A 24,294-nucleotide genomic window follows, 5' to 3' on the forward strand; every position below is an offset into this window, starting at 1 on the left:
ATACATCAATGGGTTCTACAATCCGCGACGGCGCCATTCAGCACTGGGATGGAAAAGTCCCGTCGCTTTCGAACGGAAAGTGGCTTAAACGAGCACTTGGGGCGGCACTAAAGCGCGACAGCTCCATGATACTATTACGTGGCCGTGCATGTTTACATGCATGAGAAGGCACAAACGCGTTTACCGGATCTACCGTGAACTGGAGCTGAACCTGCGGATCAAGCCAAAAAAGCGCCTAAATCGTGACAAACCTGAGCCGTTGGCGGTGCCTGACGTGCCAAACGATACGTGGTCCATGGACTTCATGGCCGATCAGTTGGCTGACGGCAGGTCGATCCGAACTCTGAACGTCTTGGACGACTTCAACCGTGAACGCCTGTGCATTGACGTGGACGTTTCATTGCCCGCTGAACGCGTCGTCCGGAGCCTGAACCAGATCATTGAGTGGCGCGGCAAACCCCAAGCCATACGTGTCGACAACGGTCCAGAATATGTAAGCGCAAGTTGATGGCGTGGGCTGAGAAACAAGATGTCAGGCTCGAATACATCCAACCAGGCAAGCCGCAGCAGAACGCCTATATCGACCGATACAACCGCACCATTCGCGGTGAATGGCTCAGCCAATACATTTTCGAAGCCATCGAGGATGGCGCAGGATCAAGCAACTGAATGGCGAGGGACTTCTGTGGTTGCCGCCCGTGATGCAAAAGGTTTTTCCCTTTTTGAACATGTGATCGAGTGCGGTTTTCTGACATGGCCCTAATTGTGCGGCGTTTTCAGGAGCCGCTGGCCGGTATGGTGATCTGCGGATTAAGTCCAAACCTTACAAACGAGCTTTGTTGGCTGGAAGTCCATAACTGGTTTTCCCAATCCAGATCTGTTCGATCATTGCGCCCATTCGGGTCGTCGCCTTCTCACACCCCCTTCACCGGCTCAGGTCGTGGCGGCATATGTAGATAGTGCTGCCACGGCCTGCGTCGGATCCTTATAATTTTCACCCTTGGTCAGCATGGCCCAGATCCCGCGCGCAATCTTGTTGGCCAACGCAATCGCCACCAGCATACGCGGCTTCCTTGCCAGCATTCGTGCCAGCCCCGATCCCGCGGGGATCATCTTGCACCCCATCCAGTTCAATCGTGACATTGCCCCGATGATTAGAAAACGACGGGGCAGTGTCAGCCGTCGCCGCCATTTCCTTCGCGGCCCTTGTCTTGGCGTCGTTCCGGATCGTTTGTTCTGCTATCTGTTTAACAAGACCCTTGCATTTGTCGCGGACTAACGATGGTAAATCACAGTTCGGTTCCTCCAGAATCGCGTCGATCCGCTTGATATTGCCGATTCCCTTCGGGAAAGCGTGGCCGAATTCATAAAGCACTGCGCGCAAGGCATTTACCAATTCCGTGCGCTGATGAACCGAGCGTTCGCGCCCCCCGGAACAGCACCGCTCTGCCCTGCTGCTCTTGCGACTTCGGGGCGACAAAACGCATCTCGGGGCGCTGTGCCGCAATCACAATCGCTTTGGCGTCGGCTGCGTCATTCTTCTGACGTTTCACAAAAGGCCGCACATATTGCGGTGCGATCAGCTTCACGTCGTGGCCAAACCTAACCATTTCACGCGCCCAGTAATGAGCGCTGCCGCAAGCCTCCATCACCACCATCGAGGGCGACTGGTCTGCCATAAATTTTCGAAACTGGGGTCGCGTAAGTTTCTTGCTGTCTTTCAGGTGGCCCGTCATTGACGCACAGTGAAATTGGAACACAGTCTTTGCCAAATCCACCCCAATCATTGTGTCTTTTATTTCGCCGTCCTCTCCGTTTCGTGGCTCTTTCAAAACCACATCTTGGCACATTGCGATGCCGTCAGGGGAGCGCGGCAACCACCCCATCTTACAACAATGAGCGACCCAACATGGGCATCAGCAGCGAAACCTCCGCTATGAAACTGAAAACGGCCGCGTAAATTCTACGACTGAACCCCACTAAAAATGGGGAGATTACCCATGAGATTGTATTCGGTCACAAAGAGGTTAGAGGGGGCATTGTCAATGTCTTAACAAGTTGACCGCAGTTCTTAGCGGGCTTATTGATAATCATGAATTCTGATTTGATCGTTCTTATTCTCGGTAGCGCTCCGGACGCTATGCGGGCGGCTACCTGGCCGAAGCAAGAGTCTTGCAAGGTAGTCAGCTTAAACAATGCGTGGAGAGTGCGTGATGATTGGGATTACAGTATCTATCCGGACGACTTCCCCGCCGGAAAAAGACCCGACCAGATAAACCGCACGCAGAGGCTGATCAATTCGTCGATCTATGTTCCGGCTAATAACCAGTTTGGTGGAGTTGTATATGCCGGAGCAACCATGGCGTTTACGGCGGGTTATTGGGCTCTGAGTGCATTGAAACCACGGGTTCTTGCCTATCTAGGCTGCGACATGGTCTATAAGGGAAGCAACACGCATTTCTATGGACAAGGGACTCCTGATCCCCTGCGCGAAGACGTTACGCTGGCATCTCTGGAAGCCAAGTCGGCAAGGCTCATGACGATCGCGGCTAAACAGCAATGTGCATGCATCAATCTATCGGAGGAACCGGAAAGCCGCCTGCTGTTCCCGAGAGTAAGCCACAACGCATTCGCTGCGGATATACCTATACCCAGCTACGACTCAGCATCGGCTAATGAGGCTCTGAGTTTGGAACAAAAGGCCGGTTACTTGGTAGCGGATGGCCAGTATTGGGAACATTACACCTCATTCGATCCAGATATATTGAACGAGATAGATATGCACTGGTTGTCTGCGATTGAAGGGCAAACCAAACCTCCTAACGGTGGTGTCAAACTAATTCGAACTCGTCTCAGCTAGGCCAGTACCCTTGCCCTTTTATGCCGCACAAAGGCCGCGCCACTCGGCGAGAGCGGCGGTGCTGGTGGCCTTAAAGTGATCGCGTTGGGAGAGGCTTCGGTCAAGATTGAAATGGCTGTGAATGGAAGCGTGGACAGCAACGAATTTCTGCAAGGTTCGCATGCGCCTGAAGCGGATCATTGCCCGCTCCCGTCGTCGAAACGGCAAGTGCGAATTTTCAGCGCTATTATTTTCCCAACGACCCGTTTCCTGTTTCGCCACGTTACCAATCACCTTCATCGCTGCGCCATAAGAACGCAATTTGTCGGTGACCACGACATCCGGCTGACCATACCGTTTCATCGCTTTCTTCATAAATTTAAGGGCCGCAGCGCGATCACGGCGTTTCGTTACAAAGCTTTCCAGCACTTCGCCTTCGTGATCTACTGCGCGCCATAGGATAGTATCGCTCGCCATTAATTTTGACGAATACTTCGTCCAGATGCCATTGCTAATTCAAATAAGAACGCAGCTGTTTAACCCGTTTTCGACGAATTTCCGACGCGAACGTTGCGCCAAATCTATTCCACCAAAAACGAACCGTTTCGGGGCTGACATCGATGCCATGCTCATAGAGTAGATCCTCGACATTCCGAAGTGAAAGCGGAAATCTGACGTATAACATCACTGCCAAGCGAATGATCTCTGGTCTTGAAGTAGCCGAAGGGAGAGCGTTTTGTCGTAATCATACGCCAATTCATTGCCCTGAACCACTCAAATCAATTTCCTCTGACACCACTCGCTAAGCTCTACAGCACACGGATAAGGCCTTTTTCGAGAGCATTTTTTGCCCGCGGTAGTTTCTCAGGACGTTTTGTCAGGGCCTCAAACACTAGATGCGTCGCAAATATCAATCCATATTTGTCAACCCATCCAAGATTGACGTCCGAACCATAGCCAGTCAGTAGTTTTGGAAAGTATGGCTGGAAAGAAATTTTTGAAAGTGCAAGATCGTATTCCGCAACCCCAACCGCCGCTTTTTCCCAATCTATAATCCCAGTAACTTTGCCCTGAACGGAACAAATATTACCTCTATTATAATCTCGATGTAAAAGTACCCCACATTTGGGAGAGGTATCAGAAAGTTCATCGACAGTATTTACTATTTGTTGCCGTTGCTCGTCGTTCAAAACACCGTTCTCAAATAGATAGCCAATTTTTTCGGCCGAAGCCACCCACCGGAGGAAATCAGCCCAACTGTCTTCACTTCCTCGAAACTTGCCTGTTTTATCGCGTTTAATTTTTCCGAATCCAGGCAACTCTAGTGAATGAATTTTTCTTAACTGCCTACCCACGTCTAGCATGGAAATCTCCATATTCCCAGCTGCTTGTAAGTTTTGCCCAGCAACAGATTTTTGAATCAAGTATGAGTATTTGGATTGCTCATCATGACCGCCAGTCACAATTTCAGCCAGAGGAACTAAGGATTGTAGTCCTATATTCCTGTGGAGAAAATATAAGATCTCACTGTCTTGTGGACGCAACAACGTGACATAGACATTCCGCCCGCCGACGTCGCAGGAAAACACTGATCTTGTGCTTCCGGAAGCGGGAACTTCGATTGAACGAATATCTACTCCGGCTCGCAACAAAATAGTTTTGGCCTCCTCTGGAGAGATTTTCATTGATCCACAACTCTTGCCAAAGGCCGTATTTCCATGCTGGGAAATCTAATTGCCGTCAAAGTGCACCCATTCGCATTCGATTCCAAAAATCTTGAAAAGCTCTTTACTGGTTGGCATACGCCGCTGTCGACCATCAAATATAACATTCTCCGCCCCTGCATGTTCGCAAAGAACTTCTAGTTTTTTTGCACCAAACTTTGGGATTCCCTCAATCACATAAGATGCCAACAGTGGATCGCAAAGTATAAGACCGTTGGTCGTTGTTTTTTGCTGTGCACTCACTTGTTCAATAGCAAAAGAACCGAGAAGTTCTTCTATTCTATCGTGAAAGTTATTGTCGGATTTTGTCTCAAAGTCTGGCCAATGAAAAATTCCAATCTTGCGTGATTGAGAGGCAGCTTTTGCGACGACGTCGGCAACCATGTCAATTTTGTGAGCGCGTTTCGAGAAATCGGCGATGAAAACTCGCGAATATCGACGGTTACTATTGATAATTGGTAGAATAGGCGACGGAGCAGCGAAAGCTCGAGAAGGAGCGTCCGTTTTTGGAAGGGCTAGCTCGTCTGGCGGAATGCTTTTTTGCCAGCGCCTATAGCTTCGGCGGTAATCTTTATGCAATCCGTGAAAGTCTGTCCGAGCATGAGTAACACTGTCGCGGTCCAGAGAATCTGGTGCCGCGAGTCCAACGGACACTGGTAAATCTTGATCGGTTCTCGCGATGGCGTCATTTCCATAACGCATTCTGAAGCGCCAAATGAACTCGTTTTCGGCCCCCACACGCACATTATCCCATGGTCCAATTTCGGCAAACACAGACCGTGGAATTAGGAAGGAGGATTGATTCATGCTGAAAAAATTCTCTTCTAGACGCCAATTTCCCACAACAAATAGATCGGCGCGAAGGCAAATCCAACGAGACATGACACCAATTGCCCCTTTGGATTTCCGTAAATAATTAAGCTGGTACTCAATTTTTTGAGGATGCGCCCACTCGTTGGCATTATGCACGCTCACATAGTCCCCAACAGCGATTTCTAGAGCGGCATTCCGCGCAACATACTCTCCAAGGTTGTCTGACAATTCCAGCAACTCAATGCGCGGGTCGGTTTTCGCCAGTTCCTTCACAATGCTGCGTGTCTCATCATTGCTTGCGCTATCGACGACAATAATTTGAAGGTTTGCCCAAGTTTGCTCCTGTAGACTACGGAGCGCGTTCTCCAGTGTCTCCGCGCCATTTTGTACGGGCAAAATAACGGAAACTTTTTCATCGATGGTGTTAGTATTTAAGGATGTTGGATCGTTTTCACCAATGATATTAAACATGTCCAGCGGTGCATTTTGGGTCCGCTTTTGTATGCCGGTCAAACCTTTCAGGAGATACAGTCTATTGAACCAAGACAGAATATTCCTTTCGTTTGTCATGGTGCCGGAGTTTGGGTCGGCAACATAGGTGTTTGCTATCTGGAGGAACAAATTTGGATCGTCAGGAAAATGTTGCAACATATCAATCGCGAATTGCCGCCCCTCCTCTGATCGGTTCAACTTCGTCAATAAGTTAACTTCCGCCAATACATAGCGGCGTCGGGGCGAGGGAGTTAGAGCCTGAGCCAGTTTCACATTTTTCAACGAGTCGACATTGTCACCGCAAAAACTTTGCCAGCGAGCTAAAGCCCAAGCCGCGTCTGCACGCCTACTTTTGGGTACTATTTCTGTTTGGCATATTTTTTTAAGAGGCTCTTGTGCGTAGCTCGAATATCCTCCCCAAAGACGAGCCTCAATCACTTTGATCTCGTCCACATTCGCTATATTTTTGGAATTAAGTCCTCGGAAAGTATTTTCGGACTGTGAAATCCGTTTTAACAGTTCATCATTGGCTTGCCCGCCAGATGCATCAACCATTCGCGATAGCATCCAAAACGGCATAATGCCGTCATGTGGCGAAAATATCGGTTTACGGACATAGCCTAAAGCCCTTTCCACCGCACCATCTCGCACATATTGTGCACGTGCTGCAAAGATTAGCGGTAAAAAACGATCCCTATCAAACGGAGTTATCTGCTTATATGGCCACTTTCCTTCGGACTGTTTGGACAATATCCAAGTAAAAGCAATAGCTAACCCTCGCCCGTCGGAATCAACGTAATCCCACAATCTATCACCACAACTATCGGCCAAAGTGGCAAGGTGGACCCAAGCCTGTAGGTTGAATGCACAGTAATGCTGCGTTTGTGTTCGGGTAAGCTCGTGCTCCTGCGCTCCTTGAATGTCAAACTGACCGGAAATCCGTTCACGACTTCTCCGAAAGACTGTCGAAAGGACTTCTACATCACCAAGGTAGGCCGCAATCGAACCAATTTGGAGGTCAAAATATGTACCATGGTTGTTTCTTGTTCGGACCTCGCCGATCCCCTGCAGACTTTCTTGAAGCCAAGTCATATATTCGCGTAGCCAAGCTGAGAACAGTTGGTGATCTTCTTCGGTAAACTCGCCTGACCGCCGCAGCAATCGGACAGCATCCAGAAAGAAATACAAATCTTTCATTTCGATCAATCCAGAGGAAACCCCCTCGCGTTTGCCTTTTATTGGCTTAACTTGCGCAAAATTTAGATTGGGATTCATCCGTGTTTCAGTGTTGATAAACCAATGCCTAACGAGCTTTGCAGCATGCCGGCTGTAGTCTGGCTGATTACACGCGGCTCCAGCGAGCGCCAAGAGTGTTGTATCATCAAATAGCTTTTGAAGCCGTGTTCGGTCATAGCGATCACTTTCGGGTTCATAAAGCCGCGTCCCAGGTGCGCGCAGGCCGTCGCGATACGTTGCAAGTCCGGTATCCGAGTCCGACGCGTCCCACCAATACGGTGATGGATGATAATAGTCATGCATGTCGCCACTTGGGGGCAAAGTTGTTTTTTGCGTTACCGAATATGGACCGCGTTGCAATGCGAGGTCTGCCTCTTGCAACAGCCGCGTATAGAGGTGGCCTTTTTCAGTATCCTCAGGAGCAACTTCAAGCGACTCAATAAGGTCACAATTATATGCAGTTAAGGCCATCGGATCGACATTCCGCCGAAGAACTTCGTGATCCACTTGGTCAATGATCAAACTGATTGCTTCGACTCTCGCTTGACCTCGTGCAACTATTGAACTCGGCAAGTCTGCCTCAAGATCATTGCGCCCAGATTGCATCCTTGCTACCCAACCAGCTTTGCCAAATTCGCGCACTTGAGTGGCACGGACAGGCCGAGGCAAGTCCCAGAGATCATCCCCCCAATTATCCCATATACCCCTAATGCCAAGCCGCCAAAACAACTCCACTTTAGGGCGACGACCGTATGAGCACTCCTCATTAAATTCTTCGGGAGCATCGTTGCGAAAGACCATTTGTGGCTCTTCTACAGCATCCGGACTGTATCGAGGGTTCAGAAGATCGTTATTATCTACGATGCGAGCCATAGGGACGACAAAATATTTTAAATAGGGTTCGCGCATTACCTCCTTGGTAATTTTAGACCACGCTGATTTTGTTAAGAAACAATTTCCATCCCAAGGTAGCACCCATTTGGCGCGCTCACGACCATCGCGGAGCGCCGCATTGCGAGCACCGTTATTGTGCATCAAGTATTTGTTTTTGTGACGTCTTGAATGAACTTGGGCGCGTTGCTGAGCTACTTCGGACATACCGTCATACTCTTTGCTGAGGAAAAACGCTTTCTGCGGAAAGCCCCCAAGGTCCCATTCAAGAGCTTGGTACTCCTGAAAATCGAACGGTATTCTTAGATAGGATTGATCAAACTCCTCTAGCAAGGCAATGGTTGCCCGCTCTTGCTCGGGGTCAACTATTCGGTTTACGATCCAACGCTTTTCACAGCGCGCAAGTTTTGGTTCATTTTCTAGAACAAACCGGACGTTGCGAAGGGTTTGCCCGTCTTGGTGCCGCGGTGGGAGATCATTTCCCAAAACTCGGTACAGCACAAAAGTGTCCGCAACTTGGTCCAACCCTTTCGTCAAATATTCGGCCTTCAAAGCGGCATTATCTGGCACGACTGGCGCGAGTGATGCTCCGCCGTCCTTCCGATGATCAAATCGTGGCGTTGTCCGCAAAGTGGTCTGAAAAAGTTGATCGTAATCATCCAACCGTAAACGTAAAAGTCCGGGCTGACCCAAATCTATGAAATGGCTGACTTTCCACTTTTTACGAGATGCCCTAAACCGACTATTGAAAATCCCTCGCTGATCTGGTTTCGCGTAAGCATCTGTTGGGAAATACTCAATTATTGCACCAGCTTTGCGCAAGATTGAATGGTCTTGAAAATCGGTCAGTATCAGCGGAATGAAACTGCCAGAAGTGTAATGAAGGCGGCTAATTTTTTGGAGGGCAATTAAAAGTTGATCTTCACGCAGGCCAAATAAAAGAAAACCAATTATCGGCGACGCACCCTTATTTTTAACATCTTCCTGCGAATGCCGCATGGGGAGGAGATTCTTCGCTGGAGGGGTCTCTGAAGGCCATACATTCTGCGGTGCGGCGGACCCTACATTTTCGTCGGAAGGCCAATTAAAAACGGGGCCCGGCGCGTCGCAGACGACGGTTAATACTGAGCGGTCCGCATACCCCGCTCCAGCAGTTGCGGATCGAGTCTGACTTTCCACGTTGATGTTGAGACCGCCGCGTGGCGCAGCATTCTCGAGCGGTTTCTGCGTGGGTTTGTTCATATCCGCTCCGCCAATTCTGTTATTGCTGCTGCCGCAGTTTTAGCACCATTACTCAAATACAATTTGTTCGCTTCGTCTCGGAACAATGCAGTGGCTTGATCTGTCATCAAAATTTCGCAAATTGTTGGCAAGTGGAATAACTCCTCTTGGGATAGATCGAAGCCCGCGCTATGTTGTTGCGCAAATTCTGCGCGCGCAGCTTGGTTGTCCATCGAAGGGTGGCGATTTGCGATAAATACGCTCGGCAAACCAAAAGCCATCACTTCATGGAAAGAATTATATCCAGCGGCAGAGATCGAGAAATCAAATGCGTTGAAGTAACGGCTAATCGGGAAACCGCGTAATATTTTGACGGAAGGCCAATTTGGAAACTCCACTGAACTATTCTCCCACTCGACCAATACTATTTGTAGGGTCGGGAAGCCTTTCAGCAGATCAATAATTTCACCGGTAAGCGAGACCACATCTCGAGTGGCGTTTCCGCCTAGCTGGATGATTACGGTTTTGCCTTCAGGCGACAAACCAAGCGCCCTTCGCGCAGCTTCGCGTGGCAATATCTCATCTCGATCAAGAAGTGTTATAGGGTCGACTTGCAGTGCTTCATGCTTGCGATCAACGGTTGAACCCACATCTAGCTCGCCCGCAATTTCCCCAGGTTCGATGATTAGGTCCATATAGCGGGAATTGCCTAGATAACGAGATGGCGTCGACCCAATCATGCCTCTCCTCACCCAAACCAATCCCCGACGCCGCCTAGAAAGCACTGCATTTATCAGCCCTGAGCTTGGGTTGTTACCGTCGAACACGACAACGTTTGGGTCGTAACGATCGATCACACTCCCAAGTTCATATCGCATCCAACTGTCCCACTGGCCGTGTTCAGTCCCAGTGTCGCTTTGGGACGGTATATATTCAGTTGGATAGCCGAACCCCTCAATAATCGGTGCCGCCTGTGCAAATGTAGCGAAAACTGGTTCCAAAGAATTTTTCAATTGTCGTGCGATCGCAAGTTGCCGTGTTACATGGCCAAGCCCGACTCCGTTTGAAGGGACAAAAAGTACTCTCTTGCTGGTGCTTTCTTTGCGTTTTCGCTTAGTCCGCGGCTTGTGGTCGTCGAGAAGGGATGAAATTTTATGGGAATAGTTTTGCTCTGTAAACTGGAACTTAGCATGATGCTTCGCATTTTTCTTTGCGACATCAACAGCATCGTCGTCGTTCAGTATACTAAAAATGGTTTCCTTTGCCATTGAATGTTCTGAATAGATAGCCCCTTGACCGAAATGACCCTCGAGGTGAGGTGGTAAAATGACAAGCTTTCCAGATGCCATAGCTGTTGCAATGGCGGCCTCAGGAAGTGTGGGAGTGGGTTTGCTCGGAAAGTACATGAATACATCAAGCATCTCAAGAAAGCGTTCAACCGTTATGTCCCGCTGTGAATAGACTTTGAGACCCGCTGGCGAACCTAGCTCTTTTAGCAACTTGGCTAGTGGCGGGCCCATTATCCGGAAGTCGTTTCCGTTTCCTATTGGGTAAGTCTGAATTAACTCTTTCTTTGTTGTGGGCCACTGTGCGGATCCCGAAACACTGACTCGCCCGAAAACCGGTTTCTGGCTGAATTTTAGGGCGCGGGTGACGGGGCTAAGTGGCATTCCAGTCGGGCGCCAGTCTTCCTCTTCCAGTGGGATTGCGGCATTGAGAGCAACCAAACCCGCGCGCACCCAGCGATTTGTTGGCGCCCAAGATACAGGCCCGAAATGAAAACTTAGCCACTGACCAAGTTGAGCCGGATCCGGCTTGCGATCAACAACCAACACAACCTTATCCGCACTTAGATAGTCGATTTTTTGAACCGAAGGTGTGACGTTGGAAGGAGAATGGACAATCGCTAACTTCGCGTGAACGGGCGTTTCCGGCAAAACTACCTCTGCAAGGTTCTCCTTAACACAGACCTGTACATCAGGTGAAACGATAGAATTGTTGGAATTGACCTGCAGGTGAACAAGTCCAACCCGACAGCCAATTCTGGTGCACGCTCTGATTTCTTGCGCGACGCGCAAGCCTGCGTCCCCACCACGAGTAAAATCCGCCAAAAATACTATATCATAGAGGTTATTCTTACTCGCTGAGACCATTTAAAATTCTGCCCTAATTTGCGTCAATTCGCCCACCCTAAAGGGAGTTTTATTGCTCTGGCAAGCCTTATAGGTGCCGTGCCGGAATTCCTAGTCACTTGGAAGCAACGGTTTTTGAAGGAAATTCTGCGCTTTCATCACCCAAATATGAGAGCGGCACCAGGGAGGGCCGCGTGTTTCTCAAAACTATTCTATGCGGAGTCCAAGCTTTCCACGTGATTAGAAGACAATCCCTCAAGAGCAAATCCAGCGTCTAATCGGTAAATTGGTATTGGCTTATTATTGCACCTAATTTTTCTTATTTCCGCCTCAATCCCCTGCCAACTCTATTGAAGAAGCTCAGATAGTACCCGCAAAAACGGCGAGCGAGCATACGCAAGTTGGAGTAACAGATGAAAAAATTGACACCATTCTTGGCCGTATGCCTCGGGTTTGCGCACGCTGCCTACGCAACATCTGACGACGTAACACGCAGCACCAATTCCCCAGCAGAACTTTCAGCAAGCATTGTACCGAACTCATCCTCCCGCGGCACAGCCACCCCACAAACAAGAGTGGCGGCTCTGTCTAATAAGTCATTCATACCTCAGAGAAAGGTTATTGTGATTTCTAGGGATGATGGTGGAGATCTGGTTAACTATGCCAAACGTGTTTCGCGCGCACGGCAAGAGAAAGACTGGCTTGTCTTCAATGGCCAATGCGCCTCAGCTTGCACATTGTATTTATCGCTTGATCCAAAACAGATGTGCATTACGAAGAACACGTCTTTTGTGTTTCACGCAGCCTACGGAGCAAAACGTGATGTCAATCAATGGGGAACGCGCTACCTAGCTAAACAATATCCTGACTGGGTCCAAAACTGGATTGCAAAGCGTGGAGGGCTTTCTAACCGCATTCTAAGGATGAGTTACACGCAGGCCTCAAAACATATTAACCCCTGCAAAATCGCGAAAAGCCGACCTTCCTAACAGTTAAAAGCCTGCGCCGAATACAATATCAGGCGCGACTTCAGCTTTCACTATTCTGAGGTGGACGCTACCCTGACTAGCGACGTTTAAGTGATAACAGCCTGTTGGCCCTCAAAAGGAAAACTCATAATTCGATCGCACAAACAATTGGGCCTGGAAGAAAGACACAAGATCGAGATGTGGCGCGCAGCCAAAATCAGCGTGGATGTGATAGCAGAACGTCTTGGACGCAACAGATCGACCGTTTTTCGAAACTTCACCTCAACCATTTCAAAGACGCAGACATGCCAAAAGTCGTCGGATATTTTGGTGTTGGTGCATCGATGAAGGCCCTGTCCCGACGTCAAAAAGACCGCAAACTGATGCGTCATCCACAGCTTCGAGAGTCGATCTTTGAGCGCATCAAAGACGGTTGGACGCCGGAGCAAATCGCGGGCAGTCTAATCTATGAAAATGCCTCGGTTCGGGTGTGCCAAGAGACGATCTACCGTTATGTTTACTCGGCCGAAGGCATGATGGATGATCTCTGGTGGTATCTACCAGAACACCGTCGCAAGCGGCGACCCCGCAACGGGCGGCTGCCTAAGAAACCCGAGCCCCACCCCGCCCTAAGCATCGCCAACCGCCCTGAAATCATTGGTAAACGGATCCGATTTAGGCACTGGGAGGGCGACCCAATGCTGCTTCGTCAGAAGTTTGGCAAGGCAAACGTGACGTCATTGGTTGAGCGCATCAGTCGCTTCACTGTGTTGCAAATGAACTTAAACCGAACAACTGCCCGCGTTATGGGGTATCTGGCGAAAGTCATGCGAACTCTGCCCTTAACGGCGCGCAAGTCTGTGACTTTTGATCAGGGTTCCGAGTTCATGGAGCGGCTGCACTTGCAGGCCTAGGTCGGCACCAAAACATGGTTCTACTATCCCTCAGAACCGTTGCTGAAGGGAACCGTCGAAAACACCAACCGAAGGGCAAGACGTTGGCTGCCGCGAGAAATCGATCCCATCAATATCTCCAATCATCATTTGGAGAGTATCTGTGCCCGCCTGAATGCCACACCTAGCAAATGTCTGGGATGGAAAACGCCTGCTGAGGTGTTCAAAGAAAAGGTCTTGATTAAAGCCCAAAACTCACCCCAACTCAAAAGTCGCGGTTCATGCAGCGCGAAAAAACGCGGCACGATCAAGTTTACAATTAATATGGCTCAGAAACAGAGGCCACAGTGATAGCTGGTCCATCAAAGACACTGTCAAAGGGTCCGTTTCCAAATTGTCCTCCTAAGCCAGAAATACTAGCTACTGGCGCTCCGCCTAGAAGGCCAACGATATAATCGACACATTCATCATCGGGGTTGAGGAATAGGAGTTTCTCTAGCTCCTGCTGAAGCACAGAGCGATCACTAATGTTCTTGTAAGCTTCGCAACGAATGTTAAGATTTATCAATGCCGCAGTTCGTGCATCCGCGTCTTGCGAAAAAGCCGCATCTGGAACTCCCATGCGCAATGTAATTGCCGCTAACGCTGCTACGATCCCAAGCTTCTTATTCATTTCGTCATCCCCTTATCTATTATAATAGAAGCGATAAAGTCATCAAATCTGCATAATTGCGTTAGACCTGAAATGGTCTTAAAGCAGAATCGCGAGCACGCATCATCATATTCTAGCCACTTGCTTGCCCAATTCTTGCCACAATATCAAGCCCTTTAAGGCAATCGTGCCTTATTTTGCAAAAACAGACTGTTTCCAATAAATGACGGAATTCCCAAAAAACGGACGCTTGGTGTTGGCACACGGTGTCAAACGGACTTTAGGCAATAAAGGTAGTTTTCATTATGTTGCGATCAAGACACATGCATCGTGCCTAACAAAACCACGAGTTCTCCAACCAAACGGTTCGGATATCGAGGAAAATTATAATCCGGACACATCTTCAATCGACTCAATTCTACTAAAGGGTGCTCGTTGATGGTTTGCCACAGCGCAGGTGCAATTGCTGCGATTCCAAAAGCCGCTAAGTAAGTGTATAAATTGAGTACACATGCGTGATCGCCTCTTGGAAGAATTGGGCAGAATCCTAAGTCTTAGATTTGATCTGATTGCGATTACGTTTCTGGGCCGAAATGTATTACGTATCGGGTTCACAAAAAAACGATCATTCAACTTCACATCGTTGTCTCTTACTTCTAATTGCAGCGCTCTTCCTGGCCAGTTGGAGCTGTCACAAAACGCGCTGATGGTCAGCATTCTGCTGTGCGGCCAACCGTTCGACGCACCATGTTTAACAAGCTTTCAGCTTGAGTGTAATATTTCAAAATTCTGCGGAAGCCCGCATTCAACCGTCTATTAATCGCGGCGGGAGTGCCGTCAGACAAATTCAAACTCGCCTTATCTAGTATGGTTTTAGCCGAGAACGTGCCGCGCCAATCAGCGAGAGCGGCGGTTCGGACAAACTTGAAATGAACTCTTTGCGAAAGGCTGCGATCCTGACTGAAACGGTTGAAAACGGATGCGTAAACGGAAATAAATTTCTGCAGACTTTGCGTCCGACGAAAGCGGAGCATAGCACGCGCACTTCGTGGAAAACGTAGGTGTGAATTTTGGCTCTATTGTTATTCAGGCGGCCGGCCTCATTTCTGGTCACATTCCCGATAACTTTCGTCGTAGCATCATTTGAACGTAACCTGTCAGTCACGATGATTTTCCGTAGCCCATAGCGTTTCATCACATCATTATGAATTTGGGGGCTACGACACTTGGTGGCGTAGCTTTCCAGCACCTCTCCTTCGTAATCCACAGCTCGTACTAATAGTGTCGCTCGCCGTTCATTTTTACGAAAACCTCATCCAGATGCCAATTCCATTGAGGTCAGGATCACAATCGCTCCACTCGTTTGCGCCGGATTTCCGAGGCGAACATCGGGCCGAACCGGGACCAACAAAACGGAATGGTTTAATGGTTAACGTCGATGCCGCATTCGTATCGCAAGTCTTCTACATTTATGAGGTAGAGTGGAAAACTGACGTACATCATCACCGCAAGGCGAATGATCTCTTGGCTCGTTTTTGAAATAGCTAAAGGAAGTGGATTTTGTAATACACTGAAGCTAGTTGGCTACCCCGGTTCGCATAGGTCAGTTTCCTCTGACACTACCTTCCGGTGCGTTCCAAAAGTCAACTTTTGTCCCTTTAAGGCATGAACTGCCAGACCTAGCCTATCGATTGATTTCTCTGAATTCGTCGCGTTAAAAACAAATCACAGTTTGAAGCGAGATTTATTATTGAGAGGCTTTTATCTTCTTTACGTCCACGCCCCGAGAAATCAATTTATAGTCAAACTTGTTCTTCGAATAGACCCCATGCTTGAAATAGAAAGTCTTGGACTTGAAGGCCCCCTTAAAATTGGGTTGGGAATAGGCTCCTGAGACCGCTGGCTTGCCATCAACCCAAACATCAGTACTAAACTCACCACGCCCTTTGAATTGGATCAGAATCCGAAGGTTATGCTCCACCCCATCACGACTTATTGTAACATTTGGTCGCCCGGTTTCTCGGATTTCCTCTTCGCACTGTTTACCGGACCCGAATTTAACGCCGCTTTGCAATCTGATAGTTCCATTCGGCGCCACTTGGACTTTTAGAGGCGGAGCACAGCTGTCACGACCGTCATGAATTTGGAAAATATCGAATTTTTCCTTTGATTTGCTCTTCATGGCGACGTTTGTCTCGAACAGATATATACCCGTAATGTTGGAAGAGACCTTTTCGGATTTGATTTCCGCACGTTGATTGTATGACCCGTTTTCACAGCCGTTGGTACTTGTTTTGAAGGTGTAGGTTCCTCGCTTTCTCTTTATTGCTCCTTTGTCAACCGAGCATGATATCGTCCAGCGGTCCAAGGGCGTAGCGTTACCAGATACGGGCAAGCAGAGCGCACAGAAGAGAACAATGGTTGATATAGCATTCATAAATCGGCCCTTTCTTCGATAGTTTTTAAAACGTAACTCATTTCAGAATAAGGATTCTGGTTTTCCCACGGTTCCAATGCTTTGAACCAGAAGACACATTCTGCTCATTTGCCAATTATTGTACACCAAAAAGACCGACTTAAGAATAAACGGTGGTGTCAGACTAATTCGAACTCGTCTCAACTAGGCTAGGATCCCTGCCCTTTTATGCCGCGCAAAGACCGCGCCACTCAGCCAGAGCAACGGTGCGACTGGCTTAGAAATGAACTCTTTGCGATAGGCTGCGATCCTGATTGAAGTGGTTGAAAACGGATGCGTGAACGGAAACAAATTTCTGCAAACTTCGCATTCGACGAAAGCGGTGCATCGCTCGCTCTCGTCGTCGGAACGGCAAGTGTGAATTCTCAGCGCGATTGTTTTTCCAGCGTCCTGTTTCCTGTTTCGCCGCGTTACCAATCACCTTCATCGCAGCGCCGTATAAGCGAAGTTTGTCAGTGACTATAATCTCAGGCTGGCTGTACCGTTTCATCGCTTTCTTCATAAATTTAAGGGCTGCGCCCTTATCGCGGCGCTTGGTGACGTAACTTTCCAACACCTCACCTTCATGATCAACCGCTAGCCATAAGTAGTGACGTTCGCCGTTTACTTTCAAAACAAACCTCATCTAGGTGCCACTGCCATTGAGGCCGGGATCGCAATCGTTCCACTCGTTTCTTCCGTATCTCAGATGCAAACATTGGCCCGAACCTGTTCCACCAAAACCGAACCGTTTCGTGGAGTAAATCCTCCACGTTTCGAAGTGAGAGCGGAAACCGAACGTAAAGCATCACCGCTAGACGGATGATTTCAGGGCTCGTTTTGAAATAGCGAAAAGGGGAGTGTTTTGTCATGGCCCTAAGCTAGTTACTTACCCCGCCCCGCCCCGCTCAAGTCAGTTTCCTCTGACAACACCCGCGACTAGATCAGGACCGGGCGGGATAGTAAAATTTAAGCTCGGGCAGTTCGAAGGTAAAAAGTTGAACGCAATTCGCTGCAATTCTAAGCGATTTTTTTATGTGGGGTATTATTTGCGGTATCTAGTCATATTCGTCATTTTATCTAATGATTTCAATAGACAGTGGCGGAGGAGCAGGGATTCGAACCCTGGGGACCCGTTAAGGCCCGTCGGTTTTCAAGACCGGTGCATTCGACCACTCTGCCACTCCTCCGACTTCGCACGTGTTAACGAGGGTTTTGTGATTCGAAAAGCCCTCAGTTGAGCGCAGAAAATCGCGCATTGGTGTAGGACAGGCTTTTCATGTGCCCAAGGCTTGGTTAGAGTGGCGGCAAAAGACACTATAGGTGTAATAAAATCAGGCGAATTGCCACCAGTGCATTTTACGAAAAATGGACCAAGGCATTGGGAAAGAAATATAAAAATAGCCAGAAACTGGCGGTTACGCGTGCAAACGCGGACGATAGAGGGCGAAGCATGTTGGGACAATCGTATATCAAATTTGCCGTAATCACGGCCTTGAGCTTTGGGCTTGCGGGTTGCGTCGAAAATACGGGCACAAAAAATAACCCTGGAAAATCAACATCAGGATCAACAAGAACCGTTGAAAATGATGTCGAAGCACCGGAGGTTTTTCAAGTCACCGAAGAGGGGCTTTGGGATGGCCGCCCGTCACTGGGTGGGGTTTGGGTTGCACATCCAACCGCAAAAGACCCTGAGCGGGTTTTAATCCGGAATGAGGCAAACGGCAAGTTTGTCATTGGCGCTCTTTTCCGAAAAGAACGTGAAACACCTGGCCCCAAACTTCAGGTTTCCTCGGACGCGGCAGACGCCATTGGGATGATCGCCGGTGCTCCCGTCCAGATGAGCGTTACCGCTTTACGGCGTGAAGAAATTACGATTGAAGACCCCGACGAGAGCATAGAAATGGTTGAGGTTTCGGATGGAGAGGGCGTGATCGCCGCTGAAGTTACGGAAACCGCGCTCGATCCAATTGCATCCGCTTCTGCGGCGCTTGATGCGGTAGACAGCGAAGTAGCACCAGTGATCGCGGCAATGCCAGCAGCGACACCAAAACCTGCTTTATCGTCGACGAAAAACACCTCCAAGCAATCCTTCCTACAACTTGGGATTTACAGCATCGAAGCCAACGCAAACTCAACCGCAGAAAAAATGCGCGGCGCGGGCATGATCCCAACGATCAAGAAACAAACCTCCAAAGGGAAAACTTTCTGGCGTGTGGCTGTTGGCCCTGTGGGCGGAAAATCCGAAAAAGATGCGTTACAAAAATCGGTGACCGCACTGGGCTATAGCGACGCCTACTACGTATCGAACTAAATCTAAAAAGGGGGAGCGTCATGCGTTTGTTCAATAACCTGCGATCCGAAATTGGGCGCCGATCCGTAATAACCGGATTTTTGACGCTTCTTCTCGCGTTACCCGCCGCTTTTACGGCACAGGCGCAGAACTACGATACGCGCGCCCAAAGCGCGTATGTATTGGACCTTACGACGGGTACAGTGCTTCTTGAAAAAAATGCCGACATCCCTTTGCCACCAGCGTCAATGTCAAAACTAATGACGATTAATATGTTGTTTGAGGCCCTACAGGACGGGCGCGTGACCATGGACACGGTTTTTTCCGTATCCACGCGTGCGAAAAACATGGGCGGCTCGACAATGTTTCTCAACGAAACCGACCGCCCCACCGTTGGCGAATTAATTCAAGGCATCATTGTGTTGTCTGGAAACGACGCGTGTGTCGTTGTAGCTGAAGGGCTTGCGGGCACTGAAGAGGCCTTTGCTCGCCTAATGAATGACCGCGCCAAGGCACTCGGGATGAATAATTCCACTTTTGAGAACGCCTCCGGCTGGCCTGCGCCCAATCAACGTATGAGTATGCGGGATCTTGGCTCATTGGGGCAACGGTTGATCACGGAATTTCCTGAATACTATCATTTCTTCGCTCAGACAGAGTTCGGCTATGACGGGCGGGCACCAGACAACCGCTTCAATCGCAACCCGTTGCTCAAACTGAACATTGGCGCGGACGGCCTAAAAACGGGGCACACAAGCGAAGCGGGCTATGGACTTATTGGCTCTGCCCTTCAGGGCGATCGACGGGTTGTATTTGTCATTTCTGGCCTTAACAGTGAAAAAGAGCGCGCAGAAGAGGCGGAGCAAGTGGTGAACTGGGCCTTTCGGCAATTTGTTCTAAAGACATTGGCCAAAAAAGACGAGATCTTGGCAACCGCCCCCGTGTGGATGGGCAGTACACAAACTGTCGATCTGATCGCCCCAGAAGACCTGCAGATATTATTTCCAGCTCTTGCACAGGGCGAAATTCAGGCAGAAGTAGTATTCAATAGTCCGATTCAAGCGCCCGTCAAGGCGGGGGACGCCCTCGCCGAACTCGTTTTGACGCTTCCCGACATGCCCCAAACCCGCTTGCCCCTCGTCGCCAAACAGGACGTCCTTGAGGGCGGTTTTCTCCCTCGGTTGCGCTCGAGTTTTTCAATTCTGTTTAATCGCTTCACGGGCGACACGCTGGGCTTGTCCATCTGAGCCTAGAGGGCTAGGTTCCGCAAATGACCATCGCTAAATTTTCATCCCCCAAATGCAATCCCTCCAACTCTGGGGGGCTTTTCATTAGTTTTGAGGGGATTGATGGCTCGGGAAAATCGACTCAGATCAAGCTCTTAAGAGATGCATTGCGAGCTGATGGGTATGACGTTGTTTTAACGCGCGAACCCGGTGGTTCTAAGGGAGCTGAAGAAATACGGTCGCTGGTCCTTGAAGGCGATCCGGATCGCTGGTCGGCGGAAAGTGAAATTTTGCTTTTTACAGCCGCCCGTCGCGACCACCTCGAAAAAACGATTTTTCCCGCCATCGAAGCCGGAAAAATCGTTCTCTGCGACCGTTTCGCCGATTCCACCCGCATGTATCAAGGCATAAGCCGTGGCGATTTACGCGCCGTAGTAGATCAGTTGCACAGCTTGATGATTGGCCGTGAACCCGATTTGACCTTCATCATTGATATGGATCCGAAAACGGGCCTCTCCCGCGCCAAGTCGCGTCAAACAACCGAAGAACGGTTTGAGGACTTTGGCGAAGACCTACAGAGCAAAATGCGCGCAGGATTTTTGAAACTCGCGCAGGAGTTCCCGACACGCTGTCAGTTAATTGACGGAAACCGAGATATGGAAAATGTTGCCGCCGATATCCTAGCGCGTGCGATGGCGAAGATATCTCAGAACATGGCGCAACAGAATGGCTGAAGCGCTAGAACCTGACCGCATCGAAGGCGCGCCCCACCCGCGTGAAACCCACGAAATCTTGGGGCAGAACCGTGCTCAGGCTGCGTTTCTTGAGGCGTTCAACACTGGCCGCCTGCATCACGGCTGGCTAATGACCGGCCCACGCGGTGTCGGCAAAGCAACCCTCGCGTGGCAAATTGCGCGCTTCCTTATCTCGCAACCTGCGCACAGCGGGCCAAGCCTTTTCGGCGACGATCCCGCCCCTGCAAAAACGCTTGCGATTTCTCCTGACAATCCGGTCTCGCACCGCATTGCGGCGATGTCGGAGCCACGTCTATTTTTGTTGCGGCGGCCAACGGATGAGAAAACGGGCAAACTTAAAACCGTCATTTCCGTTGATGAAGTGCGTCGACTCAAGAATTTTTTCTCCCTTTCGGCCACCGATGGAGGACGTCGCGTGGTGATCGTGGACGCAGCTGATGAGATGAATGTTCAGGCGGCGAATGCGCTTCTGAAGCTTCTAGAAGAGCCGCCAGAAAACGTAACGCTCCTCCTGATCAGTCACCAGCCCAGCCGCCTTTTGCCGACGATCCGGTCGCGGTGTCGCGAATTGCGATGCCACCCTCTTCCCCCCGAGGAAATGGCTCTGGCCCTCGCGGCGGCAGGGGCGCAAAACGACGCCAACCCCGTTATTCTTGCCGCACTCGCGGCCGGAAGCGTCGGAGAAGCCATGCGCCTCACCACGCTAGATGGGCTCAAAACCTACCAATACATCATTGATTTGATGCAGGCAGCACCCGGGCTTGATCGCCAACGCGCCCTCGCTCTTGCGGAAACGGCTGTTGGGGCAAAAAATGTGCCCCGATACGATCTATTGCTCGATTTGCTAGACCTTCTGCTGTCGCGCATGGCGCGTGCGGGCGTGTCGGGGCCACCTGTGATTGAAGCCGCCAAGGGCGAAGCGGGATTATTTTCCCGCCTGTCAAATTGCCCACCGCACGCGCGGGAATGGGCCAATCTACAACAATCGTTAAGTACACGCGTGCGCCATGGGCGCGCCGTGAACCTTGACCCTGCCGCGCTCATCCTTGATATGCTTTTGAAGATGGACCAAACTGCGGGCACACTTGCCCAAAATCAATAGACTTCAAGGGATTCCGGATGCTGCCCCAAATTACCGATAGCCACTGTCACCTTGATTTTCCGGATTTCGCCGACGAACTTCCTGACGTCATTGCTCGCGCTCAGGCCGCAGGTGTAAGCTGCATGGTGACTATATGTACGCGCCTCAAAAATGCCGCGAACGTTCGCGCGATTGCGGACGCCTATGATCCCGTTTTTTGGGCCGCGGCGACGCATCCTATGAGTGCCGCCGAAGAGCCGATGGCAACAGTACAAGAGCTTGTCGATCTTGCGAAACACCCAAAATTCGTCGCCATTGGCGAAACGGGACTTGATTACCATTACACCCGAGAAAGCCTTGATATTCAACAGGAAAGCCTGCGCATTCACATCGAGGCCGCCCGTAAAACAGGCCTTCCCCTCGTCATCCACGCGCGTGCGGCCGACGACGACATGGCGCGTATTTTGGCACAAGAGCACGCGGCTGGTGCCTTTTCCTGTGTTATGCATTGCTTCTCAAGCAGTGCCGAATTGGGCCGCGCGGCCCTTGATCTTGGATTCTACCTTTCGATGTCTGGCATCGCCAGTTTTCCACGTTCTACCGAGCTTCGTGAAATCTTTGCCTCGGCCCCCGTGGACCGGATTCTGGTCGAAACGGACGCACCGTATCTTGCGCCACCGCCCCACCGTGGCAAGCGCAACGAACCTGCATTTAGTGCTCTAACTGCCGCCGTCGGCGCTGAGGTCTTTGACATGCCCTTCGCGGAATTCGCCACCCAAACGCAGTTAAATTTTGATCGGCTTTTTGCAAAAGCCGCGGCTTGGACTCCATCGTGATGCGTTTCACTATATTGGGCTGCGGCTCCTCAGGTGGCGTCCCTCGATTGGGTGGGCTTTGGGGCGCGTGCGATCCGCAGAACCCAAAAAACCGCCGCCAGCGCTGCTCCATGTTGGTTGAAAAAATTGGCCCCAACGGGGTTACCCGCGTGTTGATCGATACATCGCCCGACATGCGCGCCCAGCTTTTGGCCGCCGAGGTCGGCACGTTGGACGCCGTGGTGATGACCCACGCCCATGCCGACCACATGCACGGCCTCGATGACATTCGCCAAATCGTTTTCAACACGCGCACACGCATGCCCGTTTGGGCCGACAGCGACACAACCAACGATCTAATCTCGCGATTTGGTTATGCTTTTGTGCAACCAAAGGGCAGCGACTACCCGCCCATTTGCGATCTCAACTCGATTGATGACGAGGATTTTGTGGTTGAGGGACCGGGTGGCGACATCACCTTTACCCCCCTTCCCGTTCAGCATGGACGCATCACGGCGCTGGGGTTTCGCATGGGGGGCTTGGCGTATCTTCCCGATGTTTCCGCGATGAGTGAAGACACGTTCAGTCGCCTCAACGGACTTGAAGTTTTCGTGCTCGACGCTCTTCGCTACAAGCCCCATCCAAGCCACATAAATCTTGAGACCTCCTTGGACTGGATCGCTCAAACCGCCCCGGAGCGCGCGGTCATTACAAACATGCATATCGATTTAGACTTCCAGACCCTCGCCAGCGAATTGCCTGCAAACGTGACCCCTGCCTTTGATGGTATGGTGATCGAAACCAAAGGCTAACCATGCAAGCGCTCATTGATGTCATCTTGCCGGTTTTTTTGGTTATCGGTGCGGGCTATCTTGTTGTTTGGAAAAAGCTATTTTCCGACGATGGTGTCGATGCCCTGATGAGGTTCACCCAGTATTTCGCAATTCCCTGCCTGCTTTTTCGGGCCATTTCAACGCTGGATTTGGGCGAAAACCTCGACCCGCGCCTTCTCCTCAGCTTTTATGCAGGGGCCACAATTTGCTTTGTCCTCGGTATGTTTGGAGCGCGTTTTTTGTTCAATCGCCCGTGGGAAGATTGTGTGGCCATTGGGTTTTGCGGGCTGTTTTCAAACTCGCTTTTGCTTGGTCTGCCCATCACAGAACGGGCATTTGGCCCCGACGCTCTTCAGGCAAATTACGCGATCATCGCGGTGCACTCGCCCTTCTGTTACGGACTTGGCATCACCGTCATGGAAGTCGTTCGCAATCGCGGCGGAAGCCCCCTTGCAACGGGGCGCGCCGTCTTGCGCGCGATGTTCCGAAACGCTTTGGTCATCGGCATCGCACTGGGGTTCGTAGTTAATCTGACGGGCCTCTACATCCCGACGCCCTTGTCCGACGCGATTGACCTCGTCGCAAGAACCGCTCTTCCCGTCGCGCTTTTTGCTCTCGGAGGCGTGCTCTTTCGCTATCGCCCTGAAGGGGATTTACGCACGATTTTCTTTGCGGTCACCCTTTCGCTGCTCGTGCATCCGATGATCACCTTTGCGATGGGAACTCAACTCGATTTGTCGACACAAAGCCTGCGCTCCGCTGTCTTGACGGCATCTATGGCGCCAGGTGTGAATGCCTATGTTTTTGCAAATATGTACGGTGTCGCGAAGCGTGTCGCGGCCTCGACTGTGCTCATTGCGACCGCCCTTTCTATTGGGACGATTTGGTTATGGCTCGCAGTTCTGCCCTAGGGTAAACTTTGGAACGCGGGCCACGCTCTAAATGTCCTTTTGACAGAACCGATTAGCGGCTATA

Annotated in this window: 18 protein-coding genes, 1 tRNA gene and 4 pseudogenes; 12 read left to right on the top strand and 11 right to left on the bottom strand. The window is 50.4% G+C overall.

Going from position 1 to position 24,294, the window contains the following annotated elements:
• Positions 1 to 169: 169 nt before the first annotated feature.
• Positions 170 to 763 (top strand): annotated as a pseudogene (locus tag AB9F29_RS12230) (DDE-type integrase/transposase/recombinase); the annotation flags it as partial.
• A 231-nt stretch (positions 764 to 994) separates the two neighbouring features.
• Here AB9F29_RS12230 and AB9F29_RS12235 read toward each other — a convergent pair.
• The gene (locus AB9F29_RS12235; RefSeq protein WP_369755874.1) at positions 995 to 1,384 is read right to left on the bottom strand and encodes a hypothetical protein; all 390 of its coding nucleotides are present in this window, start codon (positions 1,382 to 1,384) and stop codon (positions 995 to 997) included.
• Positions 1,365 to 1,877, bottom strand: coding sequence for a hypothetical protein (locus AB9F29_RS12240; protein ID WP_369755875.1), 513 nt, complete (start codon positions 1,875 to 1,877; stop codon positions 1,365 to 1,367). Before AB9F29_RS12240 ends, AB9F29_RS12235 begins: the two co-directional genes overlap by 20 nt.
• 329 nt (positions 1,878 to 2,206) lie before the next feature.
• Between AB9F29_RS12240 and AB9F29_RS12245 the strand changes: the two genes are divergently transcribed.
• Positions 2,207 to 2,860, top strand: a complete 654-nt coding sequence (locus AB9F29_RS12245; RefSeq protein WP_369755876.1) for a hypothetical protein — start codon at positions 2,207 to 2,209, stop codon at positions 2,858 to 2,860.
• A gap of 18 nt (positions 2,861 to 2,878) precedes the next feature.
• On the opposite strand, the pseudogene AB9F29_RS12250 reads toward AB9F29_RS12245, so the two are convergent.
• From AB9F29_RS12250 to AB9F29_RS12265, 4 genes and pseudogenes are all read right to left on the bottom strand, one after another.
• Positions 2,879 to 3,524: pseudogene (locus AB9F29_RS12250) on the bottom strand (IS6 family transposase).
• Positions 3,525 to 3,648: 124 nt separating this feature from the next.
• Positions 3,649 to 4,524 carry an aminoglycoside phosphotransferase family protein gene (locus AB9F29_RS12255; protein WP_369755877.1) on the bottom strand — a complete coding sequence of 292 codons (876 nt, stop codon included), beginning with the start codon at positions 4,522 to 4,524 and terminating at the stop codon, positions 3,649 to 3,651.
• Between the two features lie 45 nt (positions 4,525 to 4,569).
• Positions 4,570 to 8,079, bottom strand: a complete 3,510-nt coding sequence (locus tag AB9F29_RS12260; RefSeq protein WP_369755878.1) for an alginate lyase family protein — start codon at positions 8,077 to 8,079, stop codon at positions 4,570 to 4,572.
• A gap of 1,154 nt (positions 8,080 to 9,233) precedes the next feature.
• A complete protein-coding gene (locus AB9F29_RS12265; protein ID WP_369755879.1) occupies positions 9,234 to 11,294 on the bottom strand; it encodes a glycosyltransferase in 2,061 nt (686 codons plus the stop codon).
• Between the two features lie 467 nt (positions 11,295 to 11,761).
• Between AB9F29_RS12265 and AB9F29_RS12270 the strand changes: the two genes are divergently transcribed.
• From AB9F29_RS12270 to AB9F29_RS12280, 3 genes are all read left to right on the top strand, one after another.
• Complete coding sequence (locus AB9F29_RS12270) at positions 11,762 to 12,337, top strand: hypothetical protein (RefSeq protein WP_369755880.1); 576 nt, start codon at positions 11,762 to 11,764, stop codon at positions 12,335 to 12,337.
• Positions 12,338 to 12,514: 177 nt separating this feature from the next.
• On the top strand, positions 12,515 to 12,664 hold the full coding sequence (locus AB9F29_RS12275) for a hypothetical protein (protein WP_369755881.1): 150 nt from the start codon (positions 12,515 to 12,517) through the stop codon (positions 12,662 to 12,664).
• Positions 12,622 to 13,230 (top strand): IS30 family transposase, encoded by a 609-nt coding sequence (locus AB9F29_RS12280; protein WP_369755882.1) that lies wholly within the window; start codon positions 12,622 to 12,624, stop codon positions 13,228 to 13,230. The genes AB9F29_RS12275 and AB9F29_RS12280 overlap by 43 nt, the downstream gene beginning before the upstream one ends.
• A gap of 298 nt (positions 13,231 to 13,528) precedes the next feature.
• Here the strand turns inward: AB9F29_RS12280 and AB9F29_RS12285 are convergent, their stop codons facing one another.
• The 5 genes and pseudogenes from AB9F29_RS12285 to AB9F29_RS12305 all read right to left on the bottom strand — a co-directional run bounded on the left by AB9F29_RS12285 (position 13,529) and on the right by AB9F29_RS12305 (position 17,506).
• Positions 13,529 to 13,882, bottom strand: a complete 354-nt coding sequence (locus tag AB9F29_RS12285) for a hypothetical protein (protein ID WP_335586479.1) — start codon at positions 13,880 to 13,882, stop codon at positions 13,529 to 13,531.
• A gap of 869 nt (positions 13,883 to 14,751) precedes the next feature.
• Positions 14,752 to 15,428, bottom strand: a pseudogene (locus AB9F29_RS12290) (transposase); the annotation flags it as partial.
• A 180-nt stretch (positions 15,429 to 15,608) separates the two neighbouring features.
• Positions 15,609 to 16,298, bottom strand: a complete 690-nt coding sequence (locus AB9F29_RS12295; RefSeq protein ID WP_369755883.1) for a heparin lyase I family protein — start codon at positions 16,296 to 16,298, stop codon at positions 15,609 to 15,611.
• 256 nt (positions 16,299 to 16,554) lie between these two features.
• Positions 16,555 to 17,188, bottom strand: a pseudogene (locus tag AB9F29_RS12300) (IS6 family transposase).
• Positions 17,189 to 17,416: 228 nt separating this feature from the next.
• Positions 17,417 to 17,506, bottom strand: a tRNA-Ser gene (locus tag AB9F29_RS12305).
• Positions 17,507 to 17,769: 263 nt separating this feature from the next.
• Here AB9F29_RS12305 and AB9F29_RS12310 point away from each other — a divergent pair.
• The 7 genes from AB9F29_RS12310 to AB9F29_RS12340 are packed head-to-tail and all read left to right on the top strand — an operon-like array spanning position 17,770 to position 24,230.
• On the top strand, positions 17,770 to 18,630 hold the full coding sequence (locus AB9F29_RS12310) for an SPOR domain-containing protein (protein ID WP_369755884.1): 861 nt from the start codon (positions 17,770 to 17,772) through the stop codon (positions 18,628 to 18,630).
• 20 nt (positions 18,631 to 18,650) lie between these two features.
• Positions 18,651 to 19,856, top strand: coding sequence for a D-alanyl-D-alanine carboxypeptidase family protein (locus AB9F29_RS12315; protein ID WP_335585699.1), 1,206 nt, complete (start codon positions 18,651 to 18,653; stop codon positions 19,854 to 19,856).
• Positions 19,857 to 19,879: 23 nt separating this feature from the next.
• Positions 19,880 to 20,569 carry a dTMP kinase gene (tmk, locus tag AB9F29_RS12320; protein ID WP_335585700.1) on the top strand — a complete coding sequence of 230 codons (690 nt, stop codon included), beginning with the start codon at positions 19,880 to 19,882 and terminating at the stop codon, positions 20,567 to 20,569.
• Entirely contained in the window at positions 20,562 to 21,692 is a 1,131-nt protein-coding gene (locus tag AB9F29_RS12325; RefSeq protein ID WP_335585701.1) for a DNA polymerase III subunit delta', read from the top strand. The genes tmk and AB9F29_RS12325 overlap by 8 nt, the downstream gene beginning before the upstream one ends.
• 17 nt (positions 21,693 to 21,709) lie before the next feature.
• The gene (locus AB9F29_RS12330) at positions 21,710 to 22,507 is read left to right on the top strand and encodes a TatD family hydrolase (protein WP_369755885.1); all 798 of its coding nucleotides are present in this window, start codon (positions 21,710 to 21,712) and stop codon (positions 22,505 to 22,507) included.
• Positions 22,507 to 23,298, top strand: coding sequence for an MBL fold metallo-hydrolase (locus tag AB9F29_RS12335; protein WP_335585703.1), 792 nt, complete (start codon positions 22,507 to 22,509; stop codon positions 23,296 to 23,298). Before AB9F29_RS12330 ends, AB9F29_RS12335 begins: the two co-directional genes overlap by 1 nt.
• 2 nt (positions 23,299 to 23,300) lie before the next feature.
• Entirely contained in the window at positions 23,301 to 24,230 is a 930-nt protein-coding gene (locus AB9F29_RS12340; protein WP_369755886.1) for an AEC family transporter, read from the top strand.
• Positions 24,231 to 24,294 lie beyond the last annotated feature (64 nt).

Source organism: Falsihalocynthiibacter sp. S25ZX9, assembly GCF_041205405.1.
Taxonomy (GTDB): domain Bacteria; phylum Pseudomonadota; class Alphaproteobacteria; order Rhodobacterales; family Rhodobacteraceae; genus Falsihalocynthiibacter; species Falsihalocynthiibacter arcticus.